This is a genomic window from Sphingomonas sp. (genome assembly GCF_051962185.1).
Classification (GTDB): domain Bacteria; phylum Pseudomonadota; class Alphaproteobacteria; order Sphingomonadales; family Sphingomonadaceae; genus Sphingomonas.
Map to the genome: position 1 here is coordinate 1 of NZ_JBQCCN010000102.1, position 24,248 is coordinate 24,248.

The window sequence follows — 24,248 nt, forward strand, 5'->3', positions numbered from 1 at the left end:
AGGGGCCCCTCCACCAAGCCGCTTCGCGCCTTGGTCCCCCTCCCCCTGCCGGGGAGGAACTTTAGCCCATTCACCCACTTCTGCGCAGGTCGCTCGACGAGGTGATACAGCGCCACCGAGCACGCCAGCACCATCGTGAGGAACAACGCGGTCAACCCCGGCGGCACGGCACGCGCGTTGCTGACGAAGACCAGCTTGAACACCACGAACAGCATGAAATGCGACAGATAGGTCGCGTAGCTGATCTCGCCCAGATAATGGAGCGCCGCCCAGTCGAGCGGATTGCCGCGCATGCCCGACGTCAGCGCGAGCCCGAGCAGCAAGGCGGCGAAGGCGAAGGGAATAGCGAGTTGCTCGGGCAGGCCGGCGACCCAGCCACTCAGCATCGCCGCCGCAAACGCGAAGGCGAAAATCGCGGGCAGTGCGGGCGCGTGGCGCCAGCGCTGCCACAAGGCGCAGAGCGCGCTTCCGGCGGCGAATTCGGTCAGGCAGCGGACCAGGCCGAAATGGGCGATGTCGTGGCCGAGCGTCGGCAAATGCGCGGTCGTGGCGGCCAGGATGACGAGGAACGCCGTCGCCGCCAATGCCACCAGCCAGCTCGGCAATGTCCTCCAGTCGATTGCCCAGACCAGCAGGGGAAACAGCAGATAGGCGGCAAGCTCGCAGCTGATCGACCAGGCCGGATCGTTCCAGGTCAGCGCGTCGGTGAATCCCCAATTCTGCAGCAGGAAGACTTGCAGCGGCAGCTCATGGAATGGGAATTCGGCCGAGTCGTGCCGTCCGGTCGCGGTCAGCGCCAGCGCGAGCAGCACCGCACCGCCCAGCACGACGAGATGCAGCGGCCAGATCCGAGCGACTCGCTTGTGGAGGAACGCCGGCACGCCGCGCCAGCCCTCGGCGCGCAGCCGCTTGCCCCAACTCAGCCAGATGACGAACCCCGACAGCAGGAAGAAGAAATCGACCGCCAGATAGCCCTTTGCGAAGAAATTCACCCAGCCCTGGGGCAGGCCCGCGATCGTCAGGCGGATATGGTAGAGCACCACCATCCACGCGGCCACGCCGCGCACGCTGGTCAGCGCGCGAAGCTCCGGCTTGGTCATGCCAGCGCCGGTTCGGGCGGCGGTGCCGGGGTCGCCGGCTTGACGCGCCTCATCGGGCGGAAGCTTTCCTCGGCGCGGCGACGCCGGAGATAGGTGTCGAGCCCGATCTGCGCGCCGATCAGCTGGAAGATGAACGGCTGGAACGCGATCGCAATGAAGCAGGCGCCCAGCATGTAGAGCAATTGCCCCGCCTGCAGCGCGCCGGCGAGCGGCGCGACCCAGGCGTAATCGTCGCCGGCTTTCTTGTAGCGCTGGCGGATCACTTCCATCCGGATCAACCCACCGAGGTTGATGATCAGCCACAGGATCAGCCCCGGCCAGCCCTGCTCTCCCAGCATCTCGAAATAGGCCGAATGGTAAGCACGCGCGCGGTCGACCGTCAGCGTGGTGTCCAGCTTGGCGTTATCGGCGGTGCCGTCGGTCTTCACGATGTCGTAGCGGATGTGGTTCTGGCGGTACATTTCGAAGCCGCCGCCCATCGGATGCTGCTTGACGTACTCCCAGGTCCATTTCCACACGGCGACGCGGGTCGCGGCGGATTCGTCCTGCTGATAGCTCTTGATCGTGCTCATGCGGTCGGTGAACGACTTGGGCAGGAACGGGACGGCGACCAGCCCGATCGCGGCGACCATGCCGAGATAGAGGAACTTGCGCTTCGAATTGCGCAGCATCAGTACCGCGAGCAGGCCGATGCAGAGCAAACCGGTGCGCGTCGATGTGCCGATCGGGATCAGCAGACAGGCGAAGACGAGCGCGTAGCAGAACAATTTCCGCTTCCAGTCGGCGGGAAAGATCGTGCCGTATTTCTCGAGCCACAGGATCGCCGGGATGATCGCGATCGCCACGGTCGAGATGGTCGAGCCCTCGTACAGGCCCGAATTGTTCTGGACCATCAGGTTGAGCTCGCCATAGCCGCCGCCGCCGGCCAGGGTCTTGATCCCGCCGACGATGATGATCGACGATGCCGACAGGATCATGAAGGTCAGCAGTGCCTCGATGCGCAGGCGCGTGCGCAGGGTCAGCGGCAGGAAGGCGGCGAAGGCCAAGCACTTCCAGACCCAATCCCATTTATCGAGCGCCTCGACCGGGAAATCGGCCCTGGTCGTGGTGATCGCGCACCAGGCGAGCAGGATCAGGATGACGATCTGGCGCGGCGCGAAGCGGCTGTCCTTCTTGTCGTCGATCAGCGCCCAGGATCCGACCGCCAGCGCCACTGCGATCAGCGAGATCGGCACCGAATTGAGCAGCAGATAGGTCAGCCGCTGCGGCGAGACGATGTCGATATAGACATAGCTCAGGATGAACAGGAACGGCCGGCGAAATGCCAGCGCGAAGAATGCTCCGAGAAAGCCGACGAAAGCGAGATCGTGGATCATCGCCGCTTGATCTTGCTTGGCGGCTCGGGCCGCTCGTCATCGAGGTCGCGGCGGCGCAGCAGCAACAGGATCGCGAGCGCCATCAGGCCATGGCTGATTGCCAACGCGAAATTGTCGATCATGCCACGGCCTTCCAACTTCCCCGTTCGTGCAAGCTTGCCGAGGCGCGCCTGCCAGCCCATGCCCTTCGACGACCTGGGGCCGAACGGGTGTAGGATCGCTCCTACCGCCGCCGGGTTGACGTGCCGTTAAACAGTCGCGTGGCAAGGAAAATGGCGATGCGCATCCTCCACGTCCTCGATCACGGCCTGCCGTTGCAGAGCGGTTATACCTTTCGCACGCGCGCCATCCTGAAGGCGCAGATCGCCCGGGGATGGAACGTTGCGGCGGTGACGGGACCGCGCCACGGCGTGGCGAGGGTCAATGCGGAAGTGGTCGACGGCCTCGATTTCTACCGCACCGAGGTCCCCGCGCCGGCCCGCAGCCCGATCCGCGAATGGCGCGAGATCGCAGCACTCGCCGACCGCGTCACGGCCGTGGCCGAGCGCTTTCACCCCGACGTGATCCATGCCCATTCGCCGGTGCTCGACGCCATGGCGGCGCTGCGCGCGGGCAAGCGCCTCGGCGTGCCGGTGCTCTACGAGATCCGTGCCTTCTGGGAGGATGCGGCGGTGGGCAACGGCACCGGGACCGAGGGTTCGCTGCGCTATCGCGCCACGCACTGGCTCGAGACGCGCGCGGTGCGCCAGGCCGATGCGGTCGCGGTGATCTGCGAGGGGCTGAAGGGCGACCTGATCGAGCGCGGGATCGACCCCGCCAAGATCATGGTGTCGCCCAACGGCGTCGACCTGACCCTGTTCGGCGAGCCGCTGCCGCGCGACGCGGGACTGGCGGCGGAACTTGGCCTCGCACCCGATGACGATGTGGTCGGGTTCATCGGCAGCTTCTACGATTACGAGGGGCTCGACGACCTGATCGCGGCGATGCCGGCGCTGGTCGCGACGCGGCCGGCGGCCAAGCTGTTGCTGGTCGGCGGCGGCCCGATGGAGCCGGCGTTGCGAGCGCAGGCCGCCGCCTCGCCGGTCGCCGGCGCGATCCGGTTCGTCGGGCGCGTTCCCCATACCGAGGTCGAGCGCTATTATAGCTTGGTGGATGTGCTCGCGTACCCGCGCAAGAAGATGCGCCTGACCGATCTGGTCACCCCATTGAAGCCGCTCGAGGCGATGGCGCAGCGGCGGCTGGTCGCGGCGTCGGACGTCGGCGGCCATCGCGAACTGGTCCGCGACGGCGATACCGGCACCCTGTTCGCGCCAGACGATCCCGCGGCAATCGCCGCGGCGCTGACCGGGCTGTTCGCGGATCGCCAGGGGTGGGAAGCGCGGCGTACCCGGGCGCGTACCGTCGTCGAACGCGATCGTAACTGGTCGTCAAACATTTCGCGTTACGCCCCCGTTTACCAAAGACTTGTCGAAGCTCGGAAAACGGACCTGAAATGGACGCCATCCACGGTCGCCAGCGCCTGAATTTCTCCCTGCCGATCGCCGCCCTGTTGGGTGGTGGCGGTCCAGTACGATTCGTCGTGCCCCTGGCCCCGGCTGCCGCGCTCGTGCTCGCCGCGCTCGCCGCCCTGATGTTCCTGATCATGCCGATCGGGGTGATCGAGGATCTGGTGGTCGATAGCGGAATCGCCTCTTTCGTCACCGCCGCGCAACCGCCGCTCGGCACCACCGCGCATCTCGCCATCGCTTTCTTCGTCGCGCTCTGCGTCGGCGCGATGAGCTGGTTTGGCCTGTTCCTGCTGGTCGGCAACCGCACCGTCGTACTCGGCCGCGACGCGCGCGAGGACGGCGTGCCGATCCTACGCCGGGCGGATGCGCACCCCGACGCGCCGCCGCGCCGCCCGGTCTTCGCTAATCGAGACCTAGGGACGCCGTTCCTCGAAGTCACCGCCGAGTCGCCGCCGCCGATGACGGCCGCCGACGCGATGGCGTTCGAACCCGCGACGGTCGAGGAGCGCTCGATCCCGGCGGACCTCGACACGCCGCTGGCGACCTATCGCAATCCGCTCGATCCGCCCCTGCCCGAGCCTGAACCGCTGCCGCTCGGTCGGATGGAGGAACCTGTCGCGCCGCCCGCGCCGATCTGGCTCGAGCCGTCCGCCCCAGAGCCCGAATCATTGTCCGCGCCCGAGCCGATCGCGCGGGTCGATCTGCGGCCGTCGATTATCGCCCCCGCGTCGCCCGTCGTCGCGCCATCCGCGCGGCCGGCGCCGGAGCCCGAGCCGGAGGCTGAACCCGAGCCGGCGCCTGAACCGCGCTTCGCGTCGCACGAGCGGATCGAGACGTTCGAGCTGACCCCGATGGTGCGCTCGCCCGAGACCTCGGCACCGCAGCCCGCGGCGACGATCCACGATCTGCTCGACCGGCTCGAGCGTGGGGTGGCCAAGCGCAAGGAAGTCGCGGCGCCGGCACCGGCGGAAGTGGCCGAGGAAGCCCCGGCGGCGGGCTCGCTGGAAGAGACGCTCGGTGTCCTGCGTCAGCTTGCCTCGCGCGTCGGCTGAGCCAGCCCAGTACGAGAATGCTTGAAAGCTCCCCTTCCGGAGAGGTTGGGGTGGGGCAGTGACGCGAGACGAGCGCTCTGCGAGGCATCCCCCTACCCCTCCCCAGAAGGAGAGGGGCTGGACATTTGTAGATGTCGATCGCTCTAATTTTCCTCCACCAGCAAGAATTCCACCACCGCCGCGCCCTCGCGCCGTTCAACCAGGTCGGCACTCGCGACGAAATAGCCACGCAATCGCAAATCCGCCTCCGGCAGCTCGGCCAGCCAGCGTTCGAATGCCTCATTCTTCGGCGCCGTGATCTCCATCGTCAGCCGGACACCATTGAACAGCGACGACGACCAGTCGCGGCTGCGGACCAGCGATGCCCCGGCGCCGGCGGCTGTTTCGGCGGCCGAGTCGGTGACGATCTTAATCAGGTCGCGTTCGACTCGGCTCACTGCGCGGCGTCCTGGGTGGCGATGAAATCGACGATGCGGCGCGCCACCCGGCTGCCCGGCTCGCGCCCGTTGCGCAGGTCGCCGACCAGCCGCGGATCGTTGACCGCCAGCCGGCCGAACCGCGTCGGCGGCATGTTCGACCGCCGCAAAAATTTCTCCACCTCGCGTCCGATATGCATCTGTTTCTGCGCCTTTCCCGCTGCGACTCGCGTCGTTATGTTCATGATGTGTTCCACATTCCAACTTGTCTAGGAAATTTCCTACGACTATGGTGGCAATCATGGTTGACGTGCGATCGACGTTGGCGGGATTGGCCGACGAGGCAGGGACGAGCCTGGCGTGGCTGTCGCGTGCGCTGGGACGCAACGACGCCTACCTCCAGCAATTCGTGAAGCGCGGCACGCCCCGGCGACTCGATGAGGAGGACCGCCGGTGGCTCGCCGCTTATTTCAATGTGGACGAAAGCGCGCTGGGCGGTGCCGCGCGGGACTCGGCGATGATCGCGGTGCGCCGGATCGATGCCGACGCCCATGCTGGCGCCGGCGGGCTGGTCGAGGACGATCGCAATGGCGGCGAGGAACGGATCGATCCGCGCGTGGTGGCGCGACTCGGCGTCTCGCCCGCGGCGCTGACCATGATCACCGCGCACGGCGACTCGATGGAGCCGCTGATCCATGACGGCGACGCCTTGTTCGTCGACATGGCCGATCGCCGGCTGTCGTCGCGACCGGGGGTTTTTGTGATCCGGCTCGACGATGCCTTGCTGGTCAAGCGCGTCGCGCGGGTCGGGCTCGAAGTGCAGGTAGCGAGCGAAAATCCCGCGACTCCGGCCATCGCCCCGGTCCGGGCCGATCGCGTCGCGGTAATCGGCCGCGTGGTGCGGCTGGCGCGGGCGCTACGGTAGGGGTCGAGCGAGCGGAAGCAGCGGGCGGGAGAAAGCTGTTCCTGGAATGCTGGCCTAATCCGGATCGTCATGCGGACTTGTTCCGGCATCCAACCAGCCGCGCCGGATCATGGAGCCTCAAGCTTTTCCTTCGCCTCCCGTTGGGCCCCGGAACGAGTCCGGGCTGACGGAACTGGGTCAGATCACCGCACGCTGCCCTCAGCGCCGCCGGTCGATCAGGAAGACGATCGTCGCGGCGATCGCGCCGGCCGCTACGCCCAGAATGATTCCCAGGCTGGTCTGATGCAGCATGATTCCGGCGACCGCCCCGCCAACCACGCCGAGCGCGAGCAGGCATCCGCCGGCGGCGGGAGCGGTCGATTGCGGCGGATTCGGTCTCATGCCCGCTGCCTGCCATGTTCCAGGATCGGACGCCAGTGTCCCGGCACGGGACGCGTGGGGCAGGTCGAAACATCATGGTGCATGACAATTTACCACCGCATCCCGCCGCTTTCCGCCACCACGCTGTTCGTGGCACGCGCCTTGTAGGGATCGGGCGCTGGCCAGTCGGAGTATCGCATGCACCTCTATCTCGCTGATCGCTCGTCGGTCGACGCCGCGCAGGAGCTGATGGCGACATTCGGCGACGATGCAGGATTCGAGGCGGCGGCGCGTGCCGACAAGAGTCGCGACCTCGGCAATCACCTCAATTTCTGCCGCTGGCGCCAGATCGAACGGTTGATCGTGCTGATGTCGCAAGGCCGCGCGGTGGGCACCGTCCACTAACGGCAGCACCGCGTCCTGATCCATATCAGGCGTTTTTCGGGGGAGATTGTTTCGGGTTCGTTTGTTTCCGCTTTCAGGAAGCTGACGACGAGGCCCGATGACCACACCCCAATATCTGTCGATCGCCCTTCTGGTCGCGATGATGGCGATGTTCGTGTGGGGCCGCTTTCGTTACGACGTGACCGCGATGCTGGCGCTGCTCGCCGGGCTGGCACTCGGCATCGTCAAACCCAAGGAAGCGTTCACCGGCTTTTCCGACGACATCGTGATCATCGTCGGGTCGGCGCTGGTGATCTCGGCGGCGGTGCAGCGATCAGGCATGATCGAGCGCGCGCTGGCGCTGATCGCCGGCCGCGTCACCAAGATCCGCACGCAATTGCTGGTGCTGACCGCCTCGGTCGGCGTGACCTCTGCCCTGGTCAAGAATGTCGGGGCGCTGGCGATGCTGATGCCCGCCGCCTTCCAGATGGCCAAGAAGAACAAGGCCTCGCCCTCGGTCTTCCTGATGCCGATGTCGTTCGCCTCGCTGCTCGGCGGGCTGATGACCCTGGTCGGGACGTCGCCCAACATCATCGTCAGCCGGGTACGGCAGGACATGACCGGCCAGCCGTTCCGCATGTTCGACTATTTCCCGACCGGCTTCGGGCTACTCGTGATCGGCCTGGTCTTCCTGCGCTTCGGCTATCGCCTGTTGCCGCGCGACCGGCGCGGCGTGCCGACGATGGGCGAGGCGCTCGACATCAAGGATTATGTCACCGAGGTGACGGTCGGCGAGGGCTCGCCGGCGATCGACGAGACGGTCGACCAGTTCCGCGACCGCCACGACGGCGACGTCACCGTGACCAGCGTGATGCGCGCCGGCATGCGCAGCCAACCGCAGCCCTGGATGACCCTGCGCGAGGGCGACACGCTGATCCTGGGGGGCGAGCCCGATACGCTCGAACGCATCATCGCGACCAACAAGTTCACGCTCGCCGGCTCGGAACGCGACGTCCCGGAGGATCGCAAGGATGAGGAGATCGGCGTGATCGAGGCGGTCGTGGCGACCAACTCGCCGCTGATCGGCCGCACCGCCAGCCGGATGCAAATGCAGCGGCGGCTCGGCATCAACCTGATCGCGGTGTCGCGCGAAGGCGAGCGGCTGACGCATCGGCTCGGCGGCACCGTGCTCCGTGCCGGCGACGTCATCGTGCTGCAGGGGCCGCTCAGCCTGTTGCCCGAGCGTTTGCCCGAACTCGGCGCCTTGCCGCTCGCCGAACGTCAGTTGCGGCTGGGCAATTCGGGCAAGGGGCTGTTGCCGGTCGCGATCCTGGCGGTGGCGATGGCCGCGACGGCGACCGGCCTCGTCCCGGTGGCGGTCGCCTTTTTCGCCGCCGCGGCGTTGATCCTGGCGACCGGCGCGCTGCCGCTGGCCGAGGCCTATGCCAGCGTCGAATGGCCGATCCTGATCATGCTCGGCGCGCTGATCCCGGTCAGCGACACGCTGCGTACGACCGGCGCGTCGCAGATCCTGGCGACCTGGCTCGCGCACGTCGCCGCCAGCTTGCCGCCCTGGGGCGCGGTCGCGCTGATCCTGGTCGCGGCGATGGCGGTGACGCCGTTCCTCAACAACGCCGCCACGGTGCTGGTCATGGCGCCGATCGCGGCGGTATTTGCGCACGACCTCGGTTATCGGCCGGAGGCGTTCCTGATCGCGACGGCGATGGGCGCGGGGTGCGATTTTCTCACCCCGATCGGGCACCAATGCAACACCCTGGTGTTCGGCCCAGGCGGCTACAAGTTCGGCGATTATGCCCGGCTGGGCGCGCCGCTGTCGGTGCTCGTCGTGTTGTGCGGCACGCCGCTGATCCTGGCGGTCTGGCCGTTGCATTGAGCCGTGAACGGCCCCTCCCGCGCAAAAAACGGGAGGGGCCGCGATCATCAGGCGGGTTCGCCGACGATGGTCTTCAGCTCCATGAAATCGGCGATGCCGTATTTGCCGCCTTCACGGCCATTGCCCGATTGCTTGTAGCCGCCGAACGGCGTCGGGCCGCTCGGCCCCCAGGCGTTGATCGTGACCAGCCCGGCGCGCAGCTTGGGCGCGACCTTCGCTGCTTCTGCGGGGTCGCCCGAGATCGTCGCCGACAGGCCGTAATCGGTGTCGTTGGCCATCTCGATGGCATCGTCGGCATCGCTATATTTGGTGATCGTCGCGACCGGCCCGAACGTTTCCTCGCGATAGATGCGCATGTCGGGAGTCACGTCGGCGAGCAGGGTCGGCTTGACGAAGAAACCGGCGTTGCGTCCGTCTGGCCGGCCGGTGCCGCCAGTGACCAGGGTGGCGCCTTCGTCGATCGCCGACTGGATCAGTCCCTGGATTTTCTCGTACTGCGCCTTGTTGACCACCGGCCCGATATGAGCGCCCATCACCGAGGCTGCGTCGACCGGCGTCGCTTCCATGATGCTCTTCACCACGCCGGTGGCATCGGCGACCTGGCTTTCGTGGACCAGCAGGCGAGTCGGCGCGATGCAGCTCTGGCCGCTGTTCGCCAGCACGCCCTGCACGGTCGGCGGCAGCACTTCGGGCAGATTGGCGCCCTTCAGCACCAGGTTCGGCGCCTTGCCGCCCAATTCCTGATGGACGCGCTTGACGGTCGGGGCGGCGGCCTGCGCCACCGCGATGCCGGCGCGGGTCGAGCCGGTGAAGCTCACCATGTCGACATCCTTGTGGCTGGAGATCGCGGCGCCGACGCCGGGACCGTCGCCATTGACCAGGTTGAACACGCCCGCCGGCACTCCGGCCTTGTCGAGGATCTCGGCCAGGATGACGGCATTGCCCGGCGCTTCCTCCGACGGTTTGAGCACCATCGTGTCGCCGGCGGCGAGCGCGGGGGCGACCTTGGCGCAGATCTGGTTGAGCGGCCAGTTCCACGGCGTGATCATGCCGACCACGCCGATCGGCTCGTGCACGACGCGGCTCTTGCCAACCTGTTCGCTGAACTTGAATTCCTTGAGCGCGGCGAGCGTGCCGATGAAATAGCCGAGCCCGGCGGGGGCCTGCGCCATGCTGGCGAAACCGATCGGCGCGCCCATTTCCTCGCTGGTCGCCGCCGCCAGATCGGGGATGCGCGCCTTATATTCCTCGATGATCCGCTCGAGCAACGCGACGCGCTCCTCGACGGAGGTCTGCGAATAGCTCCGGAACGCCTTCTTCGCCGCGGCGACCGCCTTGTCGACATCGGCCTTGGTGCCAAGCATGATCTCGCTGACCGGCTGTTCGGTCGAGGGATCGATCACGTCGTGGCGAGTGCCGCCCTCGCTATCGACCCATCGACCGTCGATATAGTGCTTCAGGTAGCTCTTCATCCTCGCCTCCGCGGTTTTCAAATATCGGGTATGGTGGCGCATTAGATGACGCGGTGCAAGTTAGGTTGCAACCCGAAACGAGACTCCCCAGTTGATGACCGTCGCAACGGGAGGACGGATGATGGCACGCGTCGCACGGATCGAGCAGCATGGTGGGCCGGAAGTCATCCACTGGGTCGATGTCGACCTGCCCGATCCCGGCCCGGGCGAGGTGCGTATCCGGTCGACCGCGGTCGGCCTCAACTTCATCGAAATCTATCAGCGGACCGGTCTCTACCCGCTCAAACTGCCGAGCGGGCTGGGCGGCGAAGGCGTCGGCGTGATCGAAGCGCTGGGCGAGGGGGTGACCGATTTCGCGGTCGGCGACCGCGTCGGCACGTTCGGCCCGACGATCGGCAGTTATGCCACGCATCGCAATCTGCCGATCGACAGCCTGGTCAAGCTGCCCGACGATGTCGACGACCGGACCGCGGCGGCGATCCTGCTCAAGGGCTGCACCACCGAATTCCTGGTCGAGCGTTGCGCCAAGGTGCAGCCCGGCTGGACGGTGCTGGTCCATGCCGCGGCGGGCGGGGTCGGGCACCTCGCGGTCGGCTGGCTCAAGGCGATCGGTGCGACGGTGATCGGCACGGTCGGATCGCCCGACAAAGCCGAGCGCGCGACGCGGGCGGGGGCCGACCATGTCATCCAATATCGCGAGCACGACATCGCCGAGAGCGTGCGCGAGATCACCGGCGGCAAGGGCGTGGAGGTAGTGCTCGACGGCGTCGGCGCCGCGACCTGGGAAGCGTCGCTCAAATCGACCGCGCGGCGCGGATTGATCGTCAGCTACGGCAATGCCAGCGGCCCGGTGACCGGGGTCGCGCTCGGCCAGCTCAACAGCCATGGATCCTTGTTCGTCACCCGGCCGACCTTGTTCCATTATTATGCGACGAAGGAAGAGCGCGACACAGGCTTCGCGCGCGTCTTCGCCATGCTGGCCAAGGGCGCGATCAAGCCGGAAATCGGCCAGACCTTCGCGCTCGAGGACGTCGCCGACGCACATCGCCAGCTCGAGGCGGGCAAGACTGAGGGTGCGACAATCCTGCTGCCGTGAGGCTTATTGCGCGGGGGGCTGGTCGTCCTTGTCCGACTGGCCGGGCTTCAGCGTGAAGTCGATCCGGATCTTGACCCATGCCCCGACCAGCACCTTGCCCCCACGCCGCGGCGGGCGGACGAGGAATTGCCAGGCCGCTTCGCGCATCGCGCGGGCGAGTCCTGATCCGACCGGAGATTCGCCGATCGATCGGCAATTTTCGACATGGAATTTGGGTACGGTCTGGCAGGCGATCAGCGCCCAGCTATTGGGCGGCGCCCCACGCGGCAGATAGCCGTTGAGCTCGGCGTTGCTCGGCTCGCGATACCATTCGGCGTTGAACAACGGCTGGCCGCCCGGGCCTTCGCCGGGGCCATAAGCGAGCTTGCTGTCCGTGCCGCTCTCCGCGCCATCGTCATTGCTGGGCGCGCTCGACTTCAGCTTGCTGATGTCGTTGGCGCCCAGTTCGATCGGCAGCACGCCGGGAAGCGCGTTGGGCGGTGAGGGCACTTTCGACGGCGTGATGACGGGTGGCAGCGGCGGGACCGGTATGATCTTGCCCGACGCCGGCCGGGTCGCGGAATGCGCTTTGGTCCGATGCTGTGGACTGGTCGCCGCTTCCCGATCCGATGGCGACAGGCTGACGCTGGTCGCTCGCCGGGTCGGCTCGGACAACGGCGTGAAATGCGGCCCGAGCAACATCAGCGCCAGGAGCAACAGCAACTCGATCGTAAGCGCGAGCACGAACGAGATGGTGCGGCGGCGATCGGGGAGGGCGAAGGGCAGGGACAACCGCATCGCCGCGCCGCCTAGGGGGGTCGGTCACGCGCGGCAACGCCTCTCTACTCGGTTCGTCGCATCCCGCTTACCCAGGATAGGGCTTTTCCTTGAGCAATTGCACGAGATGCGCCGCGTTGCCGGCCACCATGGTCGCTGTCTTCAGCACCTTGTCGGGAGTCTGCGCGAGATCCTTGAAGTCGACAGACCCCATCGCCTCGCCGACCCAATAGCAGGCGGCGACCGCCGGAATGGTCCAGCCCAGGTCGTTGAGCGCCTGGAAGATCTGCGCCGACGATCCGTGCGCGCCATCCTCGTTGCCGACGATCGCGGCGACCGCGACCTTGCCGTAACTCGGCATCCGGCCGTGATCGTCGGTCTCGTCGAGAAAGGCGTCCATCCGTTCCATCACGCGTTTGGCGATGCTGCCGACCTGGCCCAGCCAGATCGGGCCGCCCAGGATCAGGATGTCGTGATCGAGAACCTTCCGCCGCAGCGCCGGCCAGTCGTCGCCGTCGCCTTCGTCGGAGGTAACGCCGGGCTTGATGTCGAGCGCGGCGACGCGAACCGTCTCGGTCACCTCGACGTCCGCCTTGGCGAATGCCTGTTTCAGCACGTCGATCATCGCGTCGGTAGAGGATTCGCCCTCGGTCTTGAGCGTACAATTGAGCGCTATGGCCTTGACCGTCATGTCCGTCTCCCGTGGTTTCGGGATCAACGCGACAGCAATGGGGCGGCTCCATTGCCAGACGGGCGTGGCCGATGGCACAACGGCAAAAAGGGGGAGCGGGGGCGATGATCTGGGTGGTGCTGTTCCTGGCGGGGGCGCTGCTGTGCAATGCCATCCCGCATCTCGCGGCGGGCCTGCGCGGCGAGCCGTTTCCGACGCCGTTCGCCCGGCCGCGCGGCATCGGTCATTCGTCGCCGACGATCAATTTCCTATGGGGCACGGCCAATCTCGCCGCCGGTGTCGCGCTGCTGCTGTGGCGGCTGCCGATGATCGATCGCAACCTCGGGATCGTCGTCGCGGCGCTCGGCTGGCTGGCGATCGGTCTCTACCTCGCGCAGCATTTCGGCGCGGTGCGGGCTGGACGATCGGATTGAATGACCTTTCCCGCTCGCGCGTTGCGGTTATGCTCGGGGCTTGGAACGCAAGAAGGGGGACTCTCAATGACGGAAGCAGCGATCGAACCGCCCGAGTTCGAGCAAATGAACCATGACGACGCGCTGGCGATGTTGCGCAGCCAGCAGAATTTCGCACTGGCGGTGCCGGCCGGTATCGTCGCGGCACTGGTCGGCGCCATCCTATGGGCGGTGGTCGTCTATGTCAGCGGCTACGCTCTGGGATTGATGGCGATCGCGGTGGGCGCCGTCGTCGGTTACGCGGTGCGCGCGACCGGCAAGGGTGTCGACCAGAAATTCGGCATCCTGGGGGCAGCCTGCGCGGCGTTGGGTTGGGCATTGGGCACGGCACTGGCCGATGTCGCCATGCTCGCGAAGCTGGAGAATCTGTCCTTCGCGACGGCCTTCGCCGACTTGGGGGCGAACGGAACCGTCTCGCTGTTCATGAACGCGGCCGACGGGATGGACATCCTGTTCCTCGGCATCGCGCTCTACGAAGGGTACAAGTTCGCTTTCCGTTACCGGATCTGACCGGCCGACGAGACAAAAGAGGGCGCCCGGATCGGATCCGGGCGCCCGTTCTTTTTTGCCTGGTTCCGACGCGGCGAAGCCGCGTCGTCGGTCCTCGCTGCGCGAGGCCGGCCGACAGCGCCTGTGCGCCGAAGCGCACCGGCGCGGTCGTGGCCGCGCCTCAGGCGCTGTAGTACATATCGAACTCGACCGGGCTCGGGGTCATCTCGAACCGCGCGACATCGGCGCGCTTGATTTCGATATAGGCCTCGATCTGGTCCTTCGAGAACACGTCTCCCTTGAGCAGGAAGTCGTGATCGGCTTCCAGGCTGTCGAGCGCCTCGCGCAGGCTGCCGCACACGGTCGGAACCTCGGCCAACTCCGCCGGCGGCAGGTCGTACAAGTTCTTGTCCATCGCATCGCCCGGGTGGAGCTTGTTCTGGATGCCGTCGAGGCCGGCCATGAACAGCGCCGCGTAAGCGAGATACGGATTGGCCATCGCGTCGGGGAAGCGGACTTCGACGCGCTTGGCCTTGGCGCCCGTGCCGTAGGGGATGCGGCACGACGCCGAGCGGTTGCGCGACGAATAGGCCAGCAGAACCGGCGCTTCGTAACCCGGCACCAGCCGCTTGTAGCTGTTGGTGGTCGGGTTGGTGAAAGCGTTCAGCGCCTTGGCGTGCTTGATGATGCCGCCGATGAAATACAGGCACATGTCGCTCAGGCCGGCATAGCCGTTGCCCGCGAACAGCGGCTCCTTGCCCTGCCAGATCGATAGATGGGTGTGCATGCCCGAGCCGTTATCTTCCTTGATCGGCTTCGGCATGAAGGTCGCCGACTTGCCATAGGCATGCGCGACCTGATGCACGACATATTTGTAGATCTGCATGCGGTCGGCGGTTTCGGTCAGCGTGCCGAAGGTCAGGCCGAGCTCGTGCTGCGCGGCCGCCACCTCATGGTGGTGCTTGTCGCACGGCAGGCCCATCTCGATCATGGTCGAGACCATCTCGCCGCGGATATCGACCGCCGAGTCGACCGGCGCGACCGGGAAATAGCCGCCCTTGGCGCGCGGGCGGTGGCCGAGGTTGCCGCCTTCATATTCGCGGCCCGAGTTGGTCGGCAGCTCGATGTCGTCGATCTTGTAATAGGACGTCGCGTAGCTCGTTTCGAACTGCACGTTGTCGAACATGAAGAACTCGGCCTCGGGACCGACATAGACGGTGTCGCCGATGCCGGTGGTCTTGAGGTACGCCTCGGCGCGCTTGGCGGTCGAGCGCGGGTCGCGCGAATAGAGCTCGCCGGTCGATGGCTCTACGACGTCGCAGACCAGGATCAGCATCGGCGTGGCCGAGAACGGATCGACATAGACCGCGTCCAGATCGGGCTTGAGGATCATGTCCGACTCGTTGATCGCCTTCCAGCCCTCGATCGACGAACCGTCGAACATGAAGCCGTCGGTCAGCTCGTCCTCGCCCACCACGGTCGAGACCATGGTGAGGTGCTGCCACTTGCCCTTGGGGTCGGTGAACCGCAGATCGACCCACTCGATCTCCTCGTCCTTGATCTTCTTGAGAACGTCGTTCGCGGTCGTCGCCATGGGTATTCCTTCATCATATTCCCCTCCCGCTGGCGGGAGGGGTTAGGGGAGGGCGTGTCGGTTGCTAAACGAGGAAGGTTGCCGCCCCGGGACAGGTCCTCCCCCGACCCCGCCCGCAAGCGGGAGGGGAAATCTGTTAAATCGCCGCCTCGTCGCGTTCGCCGGTACGGATGCGGAGCACGGTCTCGACCGGCATGACGAAGATCTTGCCGTCGCCGATCCGGCCGGTCTGCGCGGCCTGGGCGATCGCCTCGACCACGCGCTCGGCGAGATTGTCCTCGACCACGACTTCCAGCTTCACCTTGGGCAGGAAGTCGACGACATATTCGGCGCCGCGATAGAGTTCGGTATGGCCCTTCTGGCGGCCGAAACCCTTGGCCTCGGTCACGGTGATGCCGCTGACGCCGACTTCGTGCAGCGCCTCCTTCACCTCGTCCAGCTTGAACGGCTTGATGATCGCTTCGATCTTCTTCACGCGGCTATGTCCCCGGTTTCCCGCTCTAACGAGTATATGCGCAGGCGCCTTACATGAAGCGTGCCAGAATTCGCGCGGAGGGCATGGCCGCGCGAGGGGTCGCGGGCGGGTCGATCAATTGCCTCTAAATTAGGCAGCGCCGTTGCGATTGCCCGTTGCGGCGGCACGTTCCTTGCGCAGCGACATTAGCCGGTCGGCGAACGGGCGGCGGTCGAGCGCTTCATTGGCGCGGTTGATCACCTCGACCAGCACCCCACCGGTTTCGGTGTCGAGCGAGGCGGTGGCGATGCGCGCCGCGCGCCAATGATCCTGGAGACGCGGCAGCAGCGCCTGGGCCGTGCGGGTCAGCGCGACGATCCGCTGGCGCGCGTCCTCCTCGCCGCGCGTCACCGCGACCAGTCCGGCCGCCGCCATTTGCGATACCGTCTGGCTGACCGCCGAATGCGACACGCCGAGCCGGTCGGCGAGTGCGCGGATGCTTTGCGGTCCATCGGCGACCAGCGCGCGGACGACCGGCGTGTAGCGCGGACGGAAGTCCAGGCCGTCGTCGCGATAGGCGCGTTCGAGCGCGCCATCGAGATGATCGATCAGGCGGCGCAACGCGGTGCCGAAACTGGCGGCGGTGTGGACGGTCATGCGCGTATCGTAGCTGCTTTACAGGCCGCGGGCAAAATGTATAAGCGCTTACGCTTACAAATGTAGTCGGGGAGGATCGATTGATGGATCGGCGGGCATTTCTGACATTGTCGGCGGCGGCGATCGCCGCGCTCGGCAGCGGCCAAGCGGGAGCGTTGGAGGGGCCGGCGGCACCCAATGGCGACCCGGCGCTGGCGCTCGCCGATCTGCTCGAGAGTGGCTACGTCATTCCCGAAACCGGTAAGCGCTACGCCGCGATGCTGCGACAGAAAGCGGCGGCCGGGGCCTATAAGGGTATCACCGATCCCGCCGAGCTCGGGCAACGATTGACCGCCGATCTCGCGGCCGTCTCGATCGATCGTCACTTGCGGGTGATTCCGGTCGAGATGCTCGATCCCGGCAACCGGCCCAAACCCGCGGCCGGCGCGGCCGGCCCGCAGCCTGCCGCCGCCCCGCCTCGCAGTGCCGCCGGACCGCAGCCGATGCGCCGCGCGGTAATCGAGGATGCCGGCTGGATCGCCAGGGACGTCGCCTATATCCGCTTCATCGGCTTCCCCGACGATCCCGACGTCGCGGCGGCGAGCGAGCGGTTCATGCGCGAGCATGCGACGGCCAAGGCGGTGATCATCGATTGCCGCTACAATGGCGGCGGCGGGGTCGCCCAGATGAACGCGATGCTGCCCTATCTGTTCGCCAAGCCGGCGGTGCTGGTGCAGATGGAAATGGTCGCCTCGATCGCCAAGGCGCGCGGCAATGCGTTCGACGGCGACGCCTTCATCCGCCCGGCGAGCGGCGCGGCGCCGGGGATCGTCCGCACCGAACATTATGTCGTGCCCAGGGCCGACGAGACCCGGCTGTTTGGCGCCAAGGCCTTCTACCTGACCTCGGGCCGCACCGCGTCGGCGGCCGAGCATCTCGCGCTCGCCTTCAAGCACACCGGCCGCGCCACGCTGATCGGCGAGACCACGGCGGGCGCTAATCATTTCGGCGGGTTCGAATCGATCGGCGGCGGACTGGCGGTGTTCCTGCCGGTCGGCCGAACGATCGATCCGGCGACCGGCAAGGATTGGGAAGGAACCGGGATCGTCCCCGACGTCGCGGTCGCCCCCACGCTCGCGCTCCAGGAAGCGCTCAAGCGCGCGGGAGCGCTGGTCTAGGTCGTATCAAACTCCCCTCCCTGCTCGCAGGGAGGAGGTTTTGGATGCTTTCTGGCCTCACCTCCGCGCGACGAACGCGGCAATATCGGCCGCCAGCCGCTCGCCGCGGGTGAGCGGCAGGCCGTGCGAGGCGCCCTCATAGATCAGCAATTCGCTCTCCGGGATCATCGCATGTGCCAGCGCGCCGCTCCCCTCGATCGGGCAGCTGTGGTCGGCATCGCCATGGACGATCAGTGTCGGGCAGGTGAAGGCCGCCATGTCGGCACGGACATCGGCATTGATGTTGGTACGAGTGTGCTCGATCGCGGCGTGAAGCGTCGCGCGCAGCACCAGTCCGGTGCCCCAGGCGATCATGTCGGGCGACACGCGCTCGGGCGCGAAGAAGGGCTGCGCCATTGCCGCCACGAACGCCGGACGGTCGGCCATCATCGCGGTGACTTGCGCGGCGAGCGGAGCGGTGCGGCTCGCCGGATCGGGGAACAGTCCCGGCGCGGTGCCGGCGACCAGGATCGCCCGGGCGATGCGCGTGACGCCGTGCCGTGCGAGATAGCGCGCGATCTGGCAGGCGCCCATCGAATGCCCGACCAGGGTCACGCGGTCGAGCCGGAGCGCATCGATCACCGCGGCGAGATCGTCGGCCAAGCCATTGAGGTCGTGGCCCGATGCGGCCGGCGACGACCTTCCGCAACCGCGCTGATCGTAGGCGACGCAGCGATGCCCTTGCCGCACGAGATCGGCGGTCTGGCGCTCCCAGAACTCGGTGTTCATCGTCCAGCCGTGGACGAACAGCAGGGTCGGGCCGTCGCCCATGTCCTCATAGTAAAGCTGCTCGCCGTCAGCCGTCGCGACGAAGCCGCGGCTGGCACGCTTGGCGGCGCGGGGAGCTAGGTCGGTGATCGCGTACATGGTCGGTCTCCTTGGGGTTGGTGCGGCGATGATGCGGATCGGGAAGGAGCGTTCCAATTACCTGCCAGGTAATGGCGCCGCGTCGCCGCATGGCTAGGATGGTGCCGAAAGGATGGCTGATGGTGCAGAGTTCGAGCGATGTCGGGACGATCCTGCGTGAGTGGCGCACGCGGCGCCGGGTCAGCCAGCTCGACCTTGCACTCGACGCCGATGTCTCACCGCGCCACCTGAGCTTCGTCGAAACGGGGCGCGCTCGACCCAGCCGCGACCTGCTGCTGCGCCTGTCCGAACAACTCGACGTGCCGCGCCGCGATCAGAATGCCTTGCTGCTCGCAGCGGGCTTCGCGCCGGCCTTTCCGCAGCGCGATTTCGCCGATCCGGCGCTCGATGCGGTGCGCGCCGCGCTGGACACGGTGCTGACCGCGCACGAGCCGTTTCCGGCGCTGGTCGTCGACCGCCATTTGACGATGATCTCGGCCAATCGCGCATTGGCGCCGCTCGTCGAGGGCGTCGATCCGGCGCTGCTCGAACCGCCGGTCAACGTGCTGCGGCTGACGCTTCATCCCGACGGCGTGTCGCGGAACATCGTCAATCTGGCGGAGTGGCGGGGATTCCTGCTGCGTGCGCTCGACCGCGAGATCGCGCAGAGCGGCGATACCACGCTGATCGCGTTGCGCGAGGAGATGGATCTCTATCCCAAGGGGCCCGCATCCGACGTCCGCCCACGCGATTTCGCCGAGGTCGCGGTGCCGTTCCGCTTTCAGCGCGGCGACCGCATCCTGTCCTTCTACAGCGCCCGCACCGTGTTCGGATCGCCGATCGACCTCACGCTGGACGATCTCGCGCTCGAGACCTTCCTGCCCGCCGATGCCGAGACCGCGGAGGCGATGCGGGCGCTGTGCCCGGGGGCGCCCTGACGTCACCCCAGCGAAAGCTGGGGTCTCCAGCGATGCGCGATGCGGCTTGAGATCCCAGCATTCGCTGGGATGACGATGGTGGGGCGAGCTATTTATCCGTCGCAGCCGACCCTTGCGGCAGATTCCTCTTCGCCCAGTTAGCCTCGTCGATGACGTAGAAACGGATCAATTGCGCCTGTTCCGGAGTCATCACTTTGGCGAAGCTGACCATCCCTTGCTTCGACAGCGCACCGTCGATCAGGATCGATTTCCACGTATCGGCATCCGCGAGCACGCCCGAGCGTTGCAAATCCGGCAGCACCCCGCCGCCGCCCGCGCTGGCGCCGTGGCAGACCTGGCAATAGCGGCCGAACAATTGCTGCCCGGCGGCGATCTGGTCGGGCTTGGCGGTCGAGGGCGGCGGGTTGAACGGCCCCGCCGGCAGCGGGACCAGCGCCGGCAATTGCGCCGTGCCGCCGAGCTTGAACACCAGCAGGCGCGGCAAGTTCGGAACGTTCTTCGCCGCGCCGATCGCATAGCCGATCGACAGCGGCAGCGCGCCGCCGCGACCGGTCAGCACCGCGACATATTGCTGGCCCTTGACGGTGAAGGTGACCGATCCGGCCATGATCCCCGATTGCGTCGGATAGGCCCAGAGCTGCTTGCCGGTGTCCGCGGCATAAGCGCGGAACTCGCCGAGCGCGGTGCCCTGGAACACCAGATTGCCCGCGGTGGTCATGGTGCCGCCGTTCCACGGGGTCGGATAATCGACCCGCCAGCGCTCCTTGTTGGCGACCGGATCCCAGGCGACCAGCGCGCCGGTCGCGCCGGCGGTGATCGCGGCGACGGTCTTGGCGTCGTGCGGATACATGCCGGCCGACATGTTGGTGCCGACGTTGAAGCCGATCGGCTCGCGCGTGCCGCCGGCGGCGTCGGGTGGAATATAGGCGAGTCCGACCTGTTCCTGCGCTGGTACATAGGCCAGCCCGGCCTTGGGATTGAAGCTCATCGGCTGCCAGTTGTGTGCGGCTAGCGCCGACGGCACCGCGAGGAAGGGCTTGCCGGTCTTGTAGAAGCGCGCGTCGGGATTCTCGTTGGGCCGCCCGGTCTGGAGATCGTAGCTGTCGGCCCAATTGACCGTCTTGATGAACTTGCCGGCGTTGATCAGCTTGCCGTTGGTGCGGTCGACGACGAAGAAGAAGCCGTTCTTCGGCGCCTGCATCAGCACCTTGCGCTTCTGGCCGTCGATCGTCAGGTCGGTGAGGACGATCGGCTGGGTCGCGGTGAAGTCCCAGCTCTCGCCCGGCGTCTCCTGATAATGCCAGAGATATTCGCCGGTATCGGGTTTCAGCGCGACGATCGACGACAGGAACAGGTTGTCGCCCTCGCCTTCCGAGCGCAGGCCGTGGTTCCAGGGGGAGCCGTTGCCGACGCCTAGATAGAGCTGGTCGAGCTCGGGATCGTAGACGATCGAATCCCACACCGTGCCGCCGCCGCCCGATTGCTTCCATTGGCCGTTCTTCGACCAGGTCGAGTTCGCCGCCTTTGACAGCACGCCGTCCGACACTTCGCCATCGGCGGCGAGGCTGGGATTGGGCACCGTGTAGAAGCGCCAGCGCTTGGCACCGGTATCGGCGTCATAGGCGGTGACGTAGCCGCGCACGCCGAATTCGGCGCCGCCATTGCCGATGATCACCATGCCCTTCACCACGCGCGGCGCGCCGGTGATCGTATAGGGCTTGGCAGTGTCGGTGGTCTGGACGGTCCATAGCGGCTTGCCGGTCGGCGCATCGATCGCGATCAGCCGGCCGTCGAGCGTGCCGAGGAAGAGCTTGCCCTTCCACGCCGCCACGCCGCGATTGACCACGTCGCAGCACGCCTGGACGCCCTTGGTCTTGTCGACGCCGGGATCATATTCCCACAGCTTCTTGCCCGACAGAGCGTCATAAGCGAACAGCTTCGACCACGGGCCGGTGACGTAGATCGTTCCGTCGATCACCACCGGGGTCGATTCCTGGCCGCGGGCATCGGGCATGTCGGCATACCAGGCGAGGCCGAGCGAGCCGACATTGCCGGCGTTGATCTGGGTCAGCGGGCTGAAGCGCTGCTCGTCGTAATTATAGCCGGTCATCGCCCAGTCGGCGCCGTTGCCGCCGGTGGCGAGATAGGCGGAATCGATCTTGGCGGCGCCCACCGCGCCCGATGGGGCCGGCGAATTGTCGCTTCCCGATCCGCACCCGGCCAGCACGGCCGCTGCCAATAACGCGATCCAGCCTCGCATATCGTTACCCCTCCGCCATACTCTTTCTTCGAAGAGTCGCCGCAATCGATAGCGCGACGAAGGGCGGCATGATAGACTCTGCTTAACCGGTGTCGGGATAGGGGTATCCGATGGCCAATCCACTCGAGCAATTGCGCGACGATCTCGAAGCGCCCGTCGCGATCCGCAAATTCGGCAGCGGCTGGTATTCGGGCTTCTTCGCGCTCGTCCTGGCGATCGCCGGTTTCGGGCTGGTCGCGGCGCTACGCTGGCCCGGCTGGTTCGCGACTCCCGAACTCGAAGCGGTCGAAAAGACCTTGTGGTTCCGGCCGGTCGTCCATGCGGTCTTGCTCGCGAGCTACGCGCTGGCGCTGCTCAGCCTGATGCTGCGCACGCAAAAGGCGATCGGCTTCACCGCGCTGGCGATCGGCATCGGCGCGGCGCTGCTCGGCGGTGCCAACGTGTCCGCACGAGAAACGCACGATTGGGGCGTGTTCTTCGGGGTCGACTTCTTCGTCGTCAATCTGATCGCGGCCGGCCTGATGTTCGCGCCGATCGAGCGCTTCTGGCCGCACAATCGCGATCAGCGGCTGTTCCGCACCGAATGGCGCGAGGACCTGTTCTATTATCTGATCAGCTCGATGCTGGTGCAGATCTTCACCTATCTCGCGCTGGCGCCGTCGAGCATCATCAATGCCAACACCGTCTCGCTCGCCGGTATCCGCGCGGCGGTCGGCGGCCAGCCGTGGGTGGTGCAGTTCATCGAGGCGATGCTGCTCACCGACCTCGCGCAATATTGGTTCCACCGCGCGTTCCACCGCGTGCCGTTCCTGTGGGGATTCCATGCGGTGCACCATTCGGCCAAGGCGATGGACTGGCTGGCCGGGGCGCGGATGCATTTCGTCGAGATCATCCTGTTGCGCGGCGTGACCTCGCTGCCGCTGCTGACCTTCGGCTTCCTGCCGTCGGTGATGCAGGCCTATGTCGCTTTGGTCTATGTCTATTCGGGGCTGGTCCATGCCAATCTGAAAGGCGATTTCGATCGCTTCGGCCACGTCATGGTGACCCCGCGCTTCCACCATTGGCACCACGGGCTCGAGGCCGAAGCGGTCGACGTCAATTTCGCGATCCACTTTCCCTTGTGGGATAAATTGTTCGGCACCTTCCACCTGCCGCCGGGCCGATGGCCGCAAAGCTATGGTATCCCCGAGAGGATGCCGAACGGCTATTGGCGGCAACTCGCCTACCCGTTCGTGCGCAGCCAGAAGGCGATCGACGCGGCGAAGGCCGACGCAGGGCACTGAGCCTTCGCGCAAAATAGTCCGCTGTCGATTTCCCTTACGTCGCCACCCCGGTCTTGTGCCGGGGTCCGCCGTGCCGCCAGTGATGACATTCGAGCCTCTGGCAGTGCCGCGGCAAGGCCGCGTCGTCGGTCGGCGCTGGCAGCGCCGCCGGCCGTGAGCGCCTAATTCGCTTGGATTAGCTCCGCTAAATCCGTCGCCGGCTCTCAATACGGCGGCTGGTTGTACCCCTTGGGGCTCAGCGTGAAGGTCTCGCAGCCGTCCTCGGTGATGCCGATCGAATGTTCGAACTGCGCCGACAGCGAGCGGTCGCGGGTCACCGCGGTCCAGCCGTCGTCGAGCAATTTCACGTCGGGCTTGCCGATGTTGATCATCGGCTCGATCGTGAAGATCATGCCCGGCTTGAGTTCGGGACCGGTGCCGGGCCGGCCGACATGGACGACCTCGGGCGCGTCGTGGAACAGCTTGCCGACGCCGTGGCCGCAGAAGTCGCGCACCACGCCGAACCGGTGCCGTTCGGCATGCGTCTGGATGGCGTGGGCGACGTCGCCCATCGTGTTGCCGGGCTTGGCCTGCTCTATCCCGAGCATCAGGCAGTCATAAGTCACGTCGACCAGCCGCTTCGCCTTGATCGGCACGTCGCCGACGAGGAACATCCGGCTGGTGTCGCCGTGCCAGCCGTCGAGCAAAGGCGTCACGTCGATATTGACGATGTCGCCGTCCTTGAGCTGACGGTCGGACGGGATGCCGTGGCACACGACATGGTTGATCGAGATGCAGCTCGAATGCGTATAGCCGCGATAGCCGAGCGTCGCGGGCGCGGCACCGCCGGCGATCATGAAATTGCGGATCAGGTCGTCGAGCTCTGCAGTGGTCACGCCGGGAACGACGTGCGGCACGAGCATGTCGAGCGTTTCGGCGGCGAGGCGGCCGGCGCGGTGCATCCCCTCGAACGCATCGCGGCCATAGAGCTTGATCGCGCCATTGCGCGCGAGATTCATGTCGCTGGTGACGGTCACATATTCGGTCATGCCATGCATATAGTCCGAGAC

26 protein-coding genes are annotated in these 24,248 nt (G+C 66.5%); 11 read left to right on the forward strand and 15 right to left on the reverse strand.

Translation table 11 applies throughout. The features are described 5' to 3' along the window. The 3 genes from ACTHJR_RS05960 to ACTHJR_RS05970 all read right to left on the reverse strand — a co-directional run. On the reverse strand, positions 1-1,100 hold a 1,100-nt coding region (locus ACTHJR_RS05960; protein WP_440522209.1), incomplete at its 3' end, for an acyltransferase family protein. Further along, complete coding sequence (locus tag ACTHJR_RS05965; protein WP_440522243.1) at positions 1,097-2,473, reverse strand: putative O-glycosylation ligase, exosortase A system-associated; 1,377 nt, start codon at positions 2,471-2,473, stop codon at positions 1,097-1,099. The genes ACTHJR_RS05960 and ACTHJR_RS05965, both read right to left, overlap by 4 nt. Beyond that, positions 2,473-2,658: a hypothetical protein gene (locus tag ACTHJR_RS05970; RefSeq protein WP_440522210.1), complete on the reverse strand. Its 186-nt coding sequence runs from the start codon at positions 2,656-2,658 to the stop codon at positions 2,473-2,475. The genes ACTHJR_RS05965 and ACTHJR_RS05970 overlap by 1 nt, the downstream gene beginning before the upstream one ends. A gap of 96 nt (positions 2,659-2,754) precedes the next feature. Between ACTHJR_RS05970 and ACTHJR_RS05975 the strand changes: the two genes are divergently transcribed. Together ACTHJR_RS05975 and ACTHJR_RS05980 are read left to right on the forward strand one after the other, a co-directional pair. Next, positions 2,755-3,999, forward strand: a complete 1,245-nt coding sequence (locus ACTHJR_RS05975) for a TIGR04063 family PEP-CTERM/XrtA system glycosyltransferase (RefSeq protein ID WP_440522244.1) — start codon at positions 2,755-2,757, stop codon at positions 3,997-3,999. After that, the gene (locus ACTHJR_RS05980) at positions 3,969-5,036 is read left to right on the forward strand and encodes a hypothetical protein (protein WP_440522211.1); all 1,068 of its coding nucleotides are present in this window, start codon (positions 3,969-3,971) and stop codon (positions 5,034-5,036) included. The genes ACTHJR_RS05975 and ACTHJR_RS05980 overlap by 31 nt, the downstream gene beginning before the upstream one ends. A 143-nt stretch (positions 5,037-5,179) precedes the next feature. On the opposite strand, the gene ACTHJR_RS05985 is transcribed toward ACTHJR_RS05980, so the two are convergent. Then, positions 5,180-5,473: a hypothetical protein gene (locus ACTHJR_RS05985; protein ID WP_440522212.1), complete on the reverse strand. Its 294-nt coding sequence runs from the start codon at positions 5,471-5,473 to the stop codon at positions 5,180-5,182. Beyond that, positions 5,470-5,697 carry a hypothetical protein gene (locus ACTHJR_RS05990; protein WP_440522213.1) on the reverse strand — a complete coding sequence of 76 codons (228 nt, stop codon included), beginning with the start codon at positions 5,695-5,697 and terminating at the stop codon, positions 5,470-5,472. The genes ACTHJR_RS05985 and ACTHJR_RS05990 overlap by 4 nt, the downstream gene beginning before the upstream one ends. A 56-nt stretch (positions 5,698-5,753) precedes the next feature. Here ACTHJR_RS05990 and ACTHJR_RS05995 point away from each other — a divergent pair, with 56 nt between their 5' ends. Beyond that, complete coding sequence (locus tag ACTHJR_RS05995) at positions 5,754-6,377, forward strand: S24 family peptidase (RefSeq protein WP_440522214.1); 624 nt, start codon at positions 5,754-5,756, stop codon at positions 6,375-6,377. Between the two features lie 198 nt (positions 6,378-6,575). On the opposite strand, the gene ACTHJR_RS06000 is transcribed toward ACTHJR_RS05995, so the two are convergent. After that, complete coding sequence (locus tag ACTHJR_RS06000) at positions 6,576-6,758, reverse strand: hypothetical protein (RefSeq protein ID WP_440522215.1); 183 nt, start codon at positions 6,756-6,758, stop codon at positions 6,576-6,578. Positions 6,759-6,935: 177 nt separating this feature from the next. On the opposite strand from ACTHJR_RS06000, the gene ACTHJR_RS06005 reads away from it, so the two are divergent. Both ACTHJR_RS06005 and ACTHJR_RS06010 read left to right on the forward strand, forming a co-directional pair. After that, positions 6,936-7,142 carry a hypothetical protein gene (locus ACTHJR_RS06005; protein ID WP_440522216.1) on the forward strand — a complete coding sequence of 69 codons (207 nt, stop codon included), beginning with the start codon at positions 6,936-6,938 and terminating at the stop codon, positions 7,140-7,142. Positions 7,143-7,239: 97 nt separating this feature from the next. After that, positions 7,240-9,015, forward strand: coding sequence for an SLC13 family permease (locus ACTHJR_RS06010; protein ID WP_440522217.1), 1,776 nt, complete (start codon positions 7,240-7,242; stop codon positions 9,013-9,015). A 47-nt stretch (positions 9,016-9,062) separates the two neighbouring features. Here ACTHJR_RS06010 and ACTHJR_RS06015 read toward each other — a convergent pair whose 3' ends face one another. Next, positions 9,063-10,487: an aldehyde dehydrogenase family protein gene (locus tag ACTHJR_RS06015; RefSeq protein ID WP_440522218.1), complete on the reverse strand. Its 1,425-nt coding sequence runs from the start codon at positions 10,485-10,487 to the stop codon at positions 9,063-9,065. Positions 10,488-10,608: 121 nt separating this feature from the next. On the opposite strand from ACTHJR_RS06015, the gene ACTHJR_RS06020 reads away from it, so the two are divergent. Continuing rightward, positions 10,609-11,583 carry a quinone oxidoreductase family protein gene (locus tag ACTHJR_RS06020; protein WP_440522245.1) on the forward strand — a complete coding sequence of 325 codons (975 nt, stop codon included), beginning with the start codon at positions 10,609-10,611 and terminating at the stop codon, positions 11,581-11,583. 3 nt (positions 11,584-11,586) lie between these two features. On the opposite strand, the gene ACTHJR_RS06025 is transcribed toward ACTHJR_RS06020, so the two are convergent. Together ACTHJR_RS06025 and ACTHJR_RS06030 are read right to left on the reverse strand one after the other, a co-directional pair. Beyond that, the gene (locus ACTHJR_RS06025) at positions 11,587-12,360 is read right to left on the reverse strand and encodes a hypothetical protein (protein ID WP_440522219.1); all 774 of its coding nucleotides are present in this window, start codon (positions 12,358-12,360) and stop codon (positions 11,587-11,589) included. Between the two features lie 67 nt (positions 12,361-12,427). Next, positions 12,428-13,030: a flavodoxin family protein gene (locus ACTHJR_RS06030; protein ID WP_440522220.1), complete on the reverse strand. Its 603-nt coding sequence runs from the start codon at positions 13,028-13,030 to the stop codon at positions 12,428-12,430. A gap of 104 nt (positions 13,031-13,134) precedes the next feature. Between ACTHJR_RS06030 and ACTHJR_RS06035 the strand changes: the two genes are divergently transcribed. Together ACTHJR_RS06035 and ACTHJR_RS06040 are read left to right on the forward strand one after the other, a co-directional pair. Next, positions 13,135-13,443: a hypothetical protein gene (locus ACTHJR_RS06035; RefSeq protein WP_440522221.1), complete on the forward strand. Its 309-nt coding sequence runs from the start codon at positions 13,135-13,137 to the stop codon at positions 13,441-13,443. Between the two features lie 66 nt (positions 13,444-13,509). Next, positions 13,510-13,992, forward strand: a complete 483-nt coding sequence (locus tag ACTHJR_RS06040) for a hypothetical protein (RefSeq protein ID WP_440522222.1) — start codon at positions 13,510-13,512, stop codon at positions 13,990-13,992. 160 nt (positions 13,993-14,152) lie between these two features. Here ACTHJR_RS06040 and glnA read toward each other — a convergent pair whose 3' ends face one another. The 3 genes from glnA to ACTHJR_RS06055 form a co-directional block, all read right to left on the reverse strand. Beyond that, on the reverse strand, positions 14,153-15,565 hold the full coding sequence (gene glnA / locus ACTHJR_RS06045) for a type I glutamate--ammonia ligase (RefSeq protein WP_440522223.1): 1,413 nt from the start codon (positions 15,563-15,565) through the stop codon (positions 14,153-14,155). 136 nt (positions 15,566-15,701) lie between these two features. After that, positions 15,702-16,040 carry a P-II family nitrogen regulator gene (locus tag ACTHJR_RS06050; RefSeq protein WP_440522224.1) on the reverse strand — a complete coding sequence of 113 codons (339 nt, stop codon included), beginning with the start codon at positions 16,038-16,040 and terminating at the stop codon, positions 15,702-15,704. A 129-nt stretch (positions 16,041-16,169) separates the two neighbouring features. After that, complete coding sequence (locus ACTHJR_RS06055) at positions 16,170-16,676, reverse strand: MarR family winged helix-turn-helix transcriptional regulator (protein WP_440522225.1); 507 nt, start codon at positions 16,674-16,676, stop codon at positions 16,170-16,172. An 83-nt stretch (positions 16,677-16,759) separates the two neighbouring features. Here ACTHJR_RS06055 and ACTHJR_RS06060 point away from each other — a divergent pair, with 83 nt between their 5' ends. Next, positions 16,760-17,833, forward strand: coding sequence for a S41 family peptidase (locus tag ACTHJR_RS06060; RefSeq protein ID WP_440522226.1), 1,074 nt, complete (start codon positions 16,760-16,762; stop codon positions 17,831-17,833). Positions 17,834-17,890: 57 nt separating this feature from the next. On the opposite strand, the gene ACTHJR_RS06065 is transcribed toward ACTHJR_RS06060, so the two are convergent. After that, positions 17,891-18,739, reverse strand: coding sequence for an alpha/beta fold hydrolase (locus ACTHJR_RS06065; protein ID WP_440522227.1), 849 nt, complete (start codon positions 18,737-18,739; stop codon positions 17,891-17,893). 89 nt (positions 18,740-18,828) lie between these two features. On the opposite strand from ACTHJR_RS06065, the gene ACTHJR_RS06070 reads away from it, so the two are divergent. After that, positions 18,829-19,656, forward strand: coding sequence for a helix-turn-helix domain-containing protein (locus ACTHJR_RS06070; RefSeq protein ID WP_440522228.1), 828 nt, complete (start codon positions 18,829-18,831; stop codon positions 19,654-19,656). An 88-nt stretch (positions 19,657-19,744) separates the two neighbouring features. On the opposite strand, the gene ACTHJR_RS06075 is transcribed toward ACTHJR_RS06070, so the two are convergent. Then, a complete protein-coding gene (locus tag ACTHJR_RS06075; protein ID WP_440522229.1) occupies positions 19,745-21,916 on the reverse strand; it encodes a PQQ-dependent dehydrogenase, methanol/ethanol family in 2,172 nt (723 codons plus the stop codon). A gap of 110 nt (positions 21,917-22,026) precedes the next feature. Between ACTHJR_RS06075 and ACTHJR_RS06080 the strand changes: the two genes are divergently transcribed. Next, positions 22,027-23,199 (forward strand): sterol desaturase family protein, encoded by a 1,173-nt coding sequence (locus ACTHJR_RS06080; protein ID WP_440522230.1) that lies wholly within the window; start codon positions 22,027-22,029, stop codon positions 23,197-23,199. Positions 23,200-23,402: 203 nt separating this feature from the next. On the opposite strand, the gene map is transcribed toward ACTHJR_RS06080, so the two are convergent. Beyond that, positions 23,403-24,227, reverse strand: a complete 825-nt coding sequence (gene map, locus ACTHJR_RS06085) for a type I methionyl aminopeptidase (protein ID WP_440522231.1) — start codon at positions 24,225-24,227, stop codon at positions 23,403-23,405. Between the last annotated feature and the right edge of the window lie 21 nt (positions 24,228-24,248).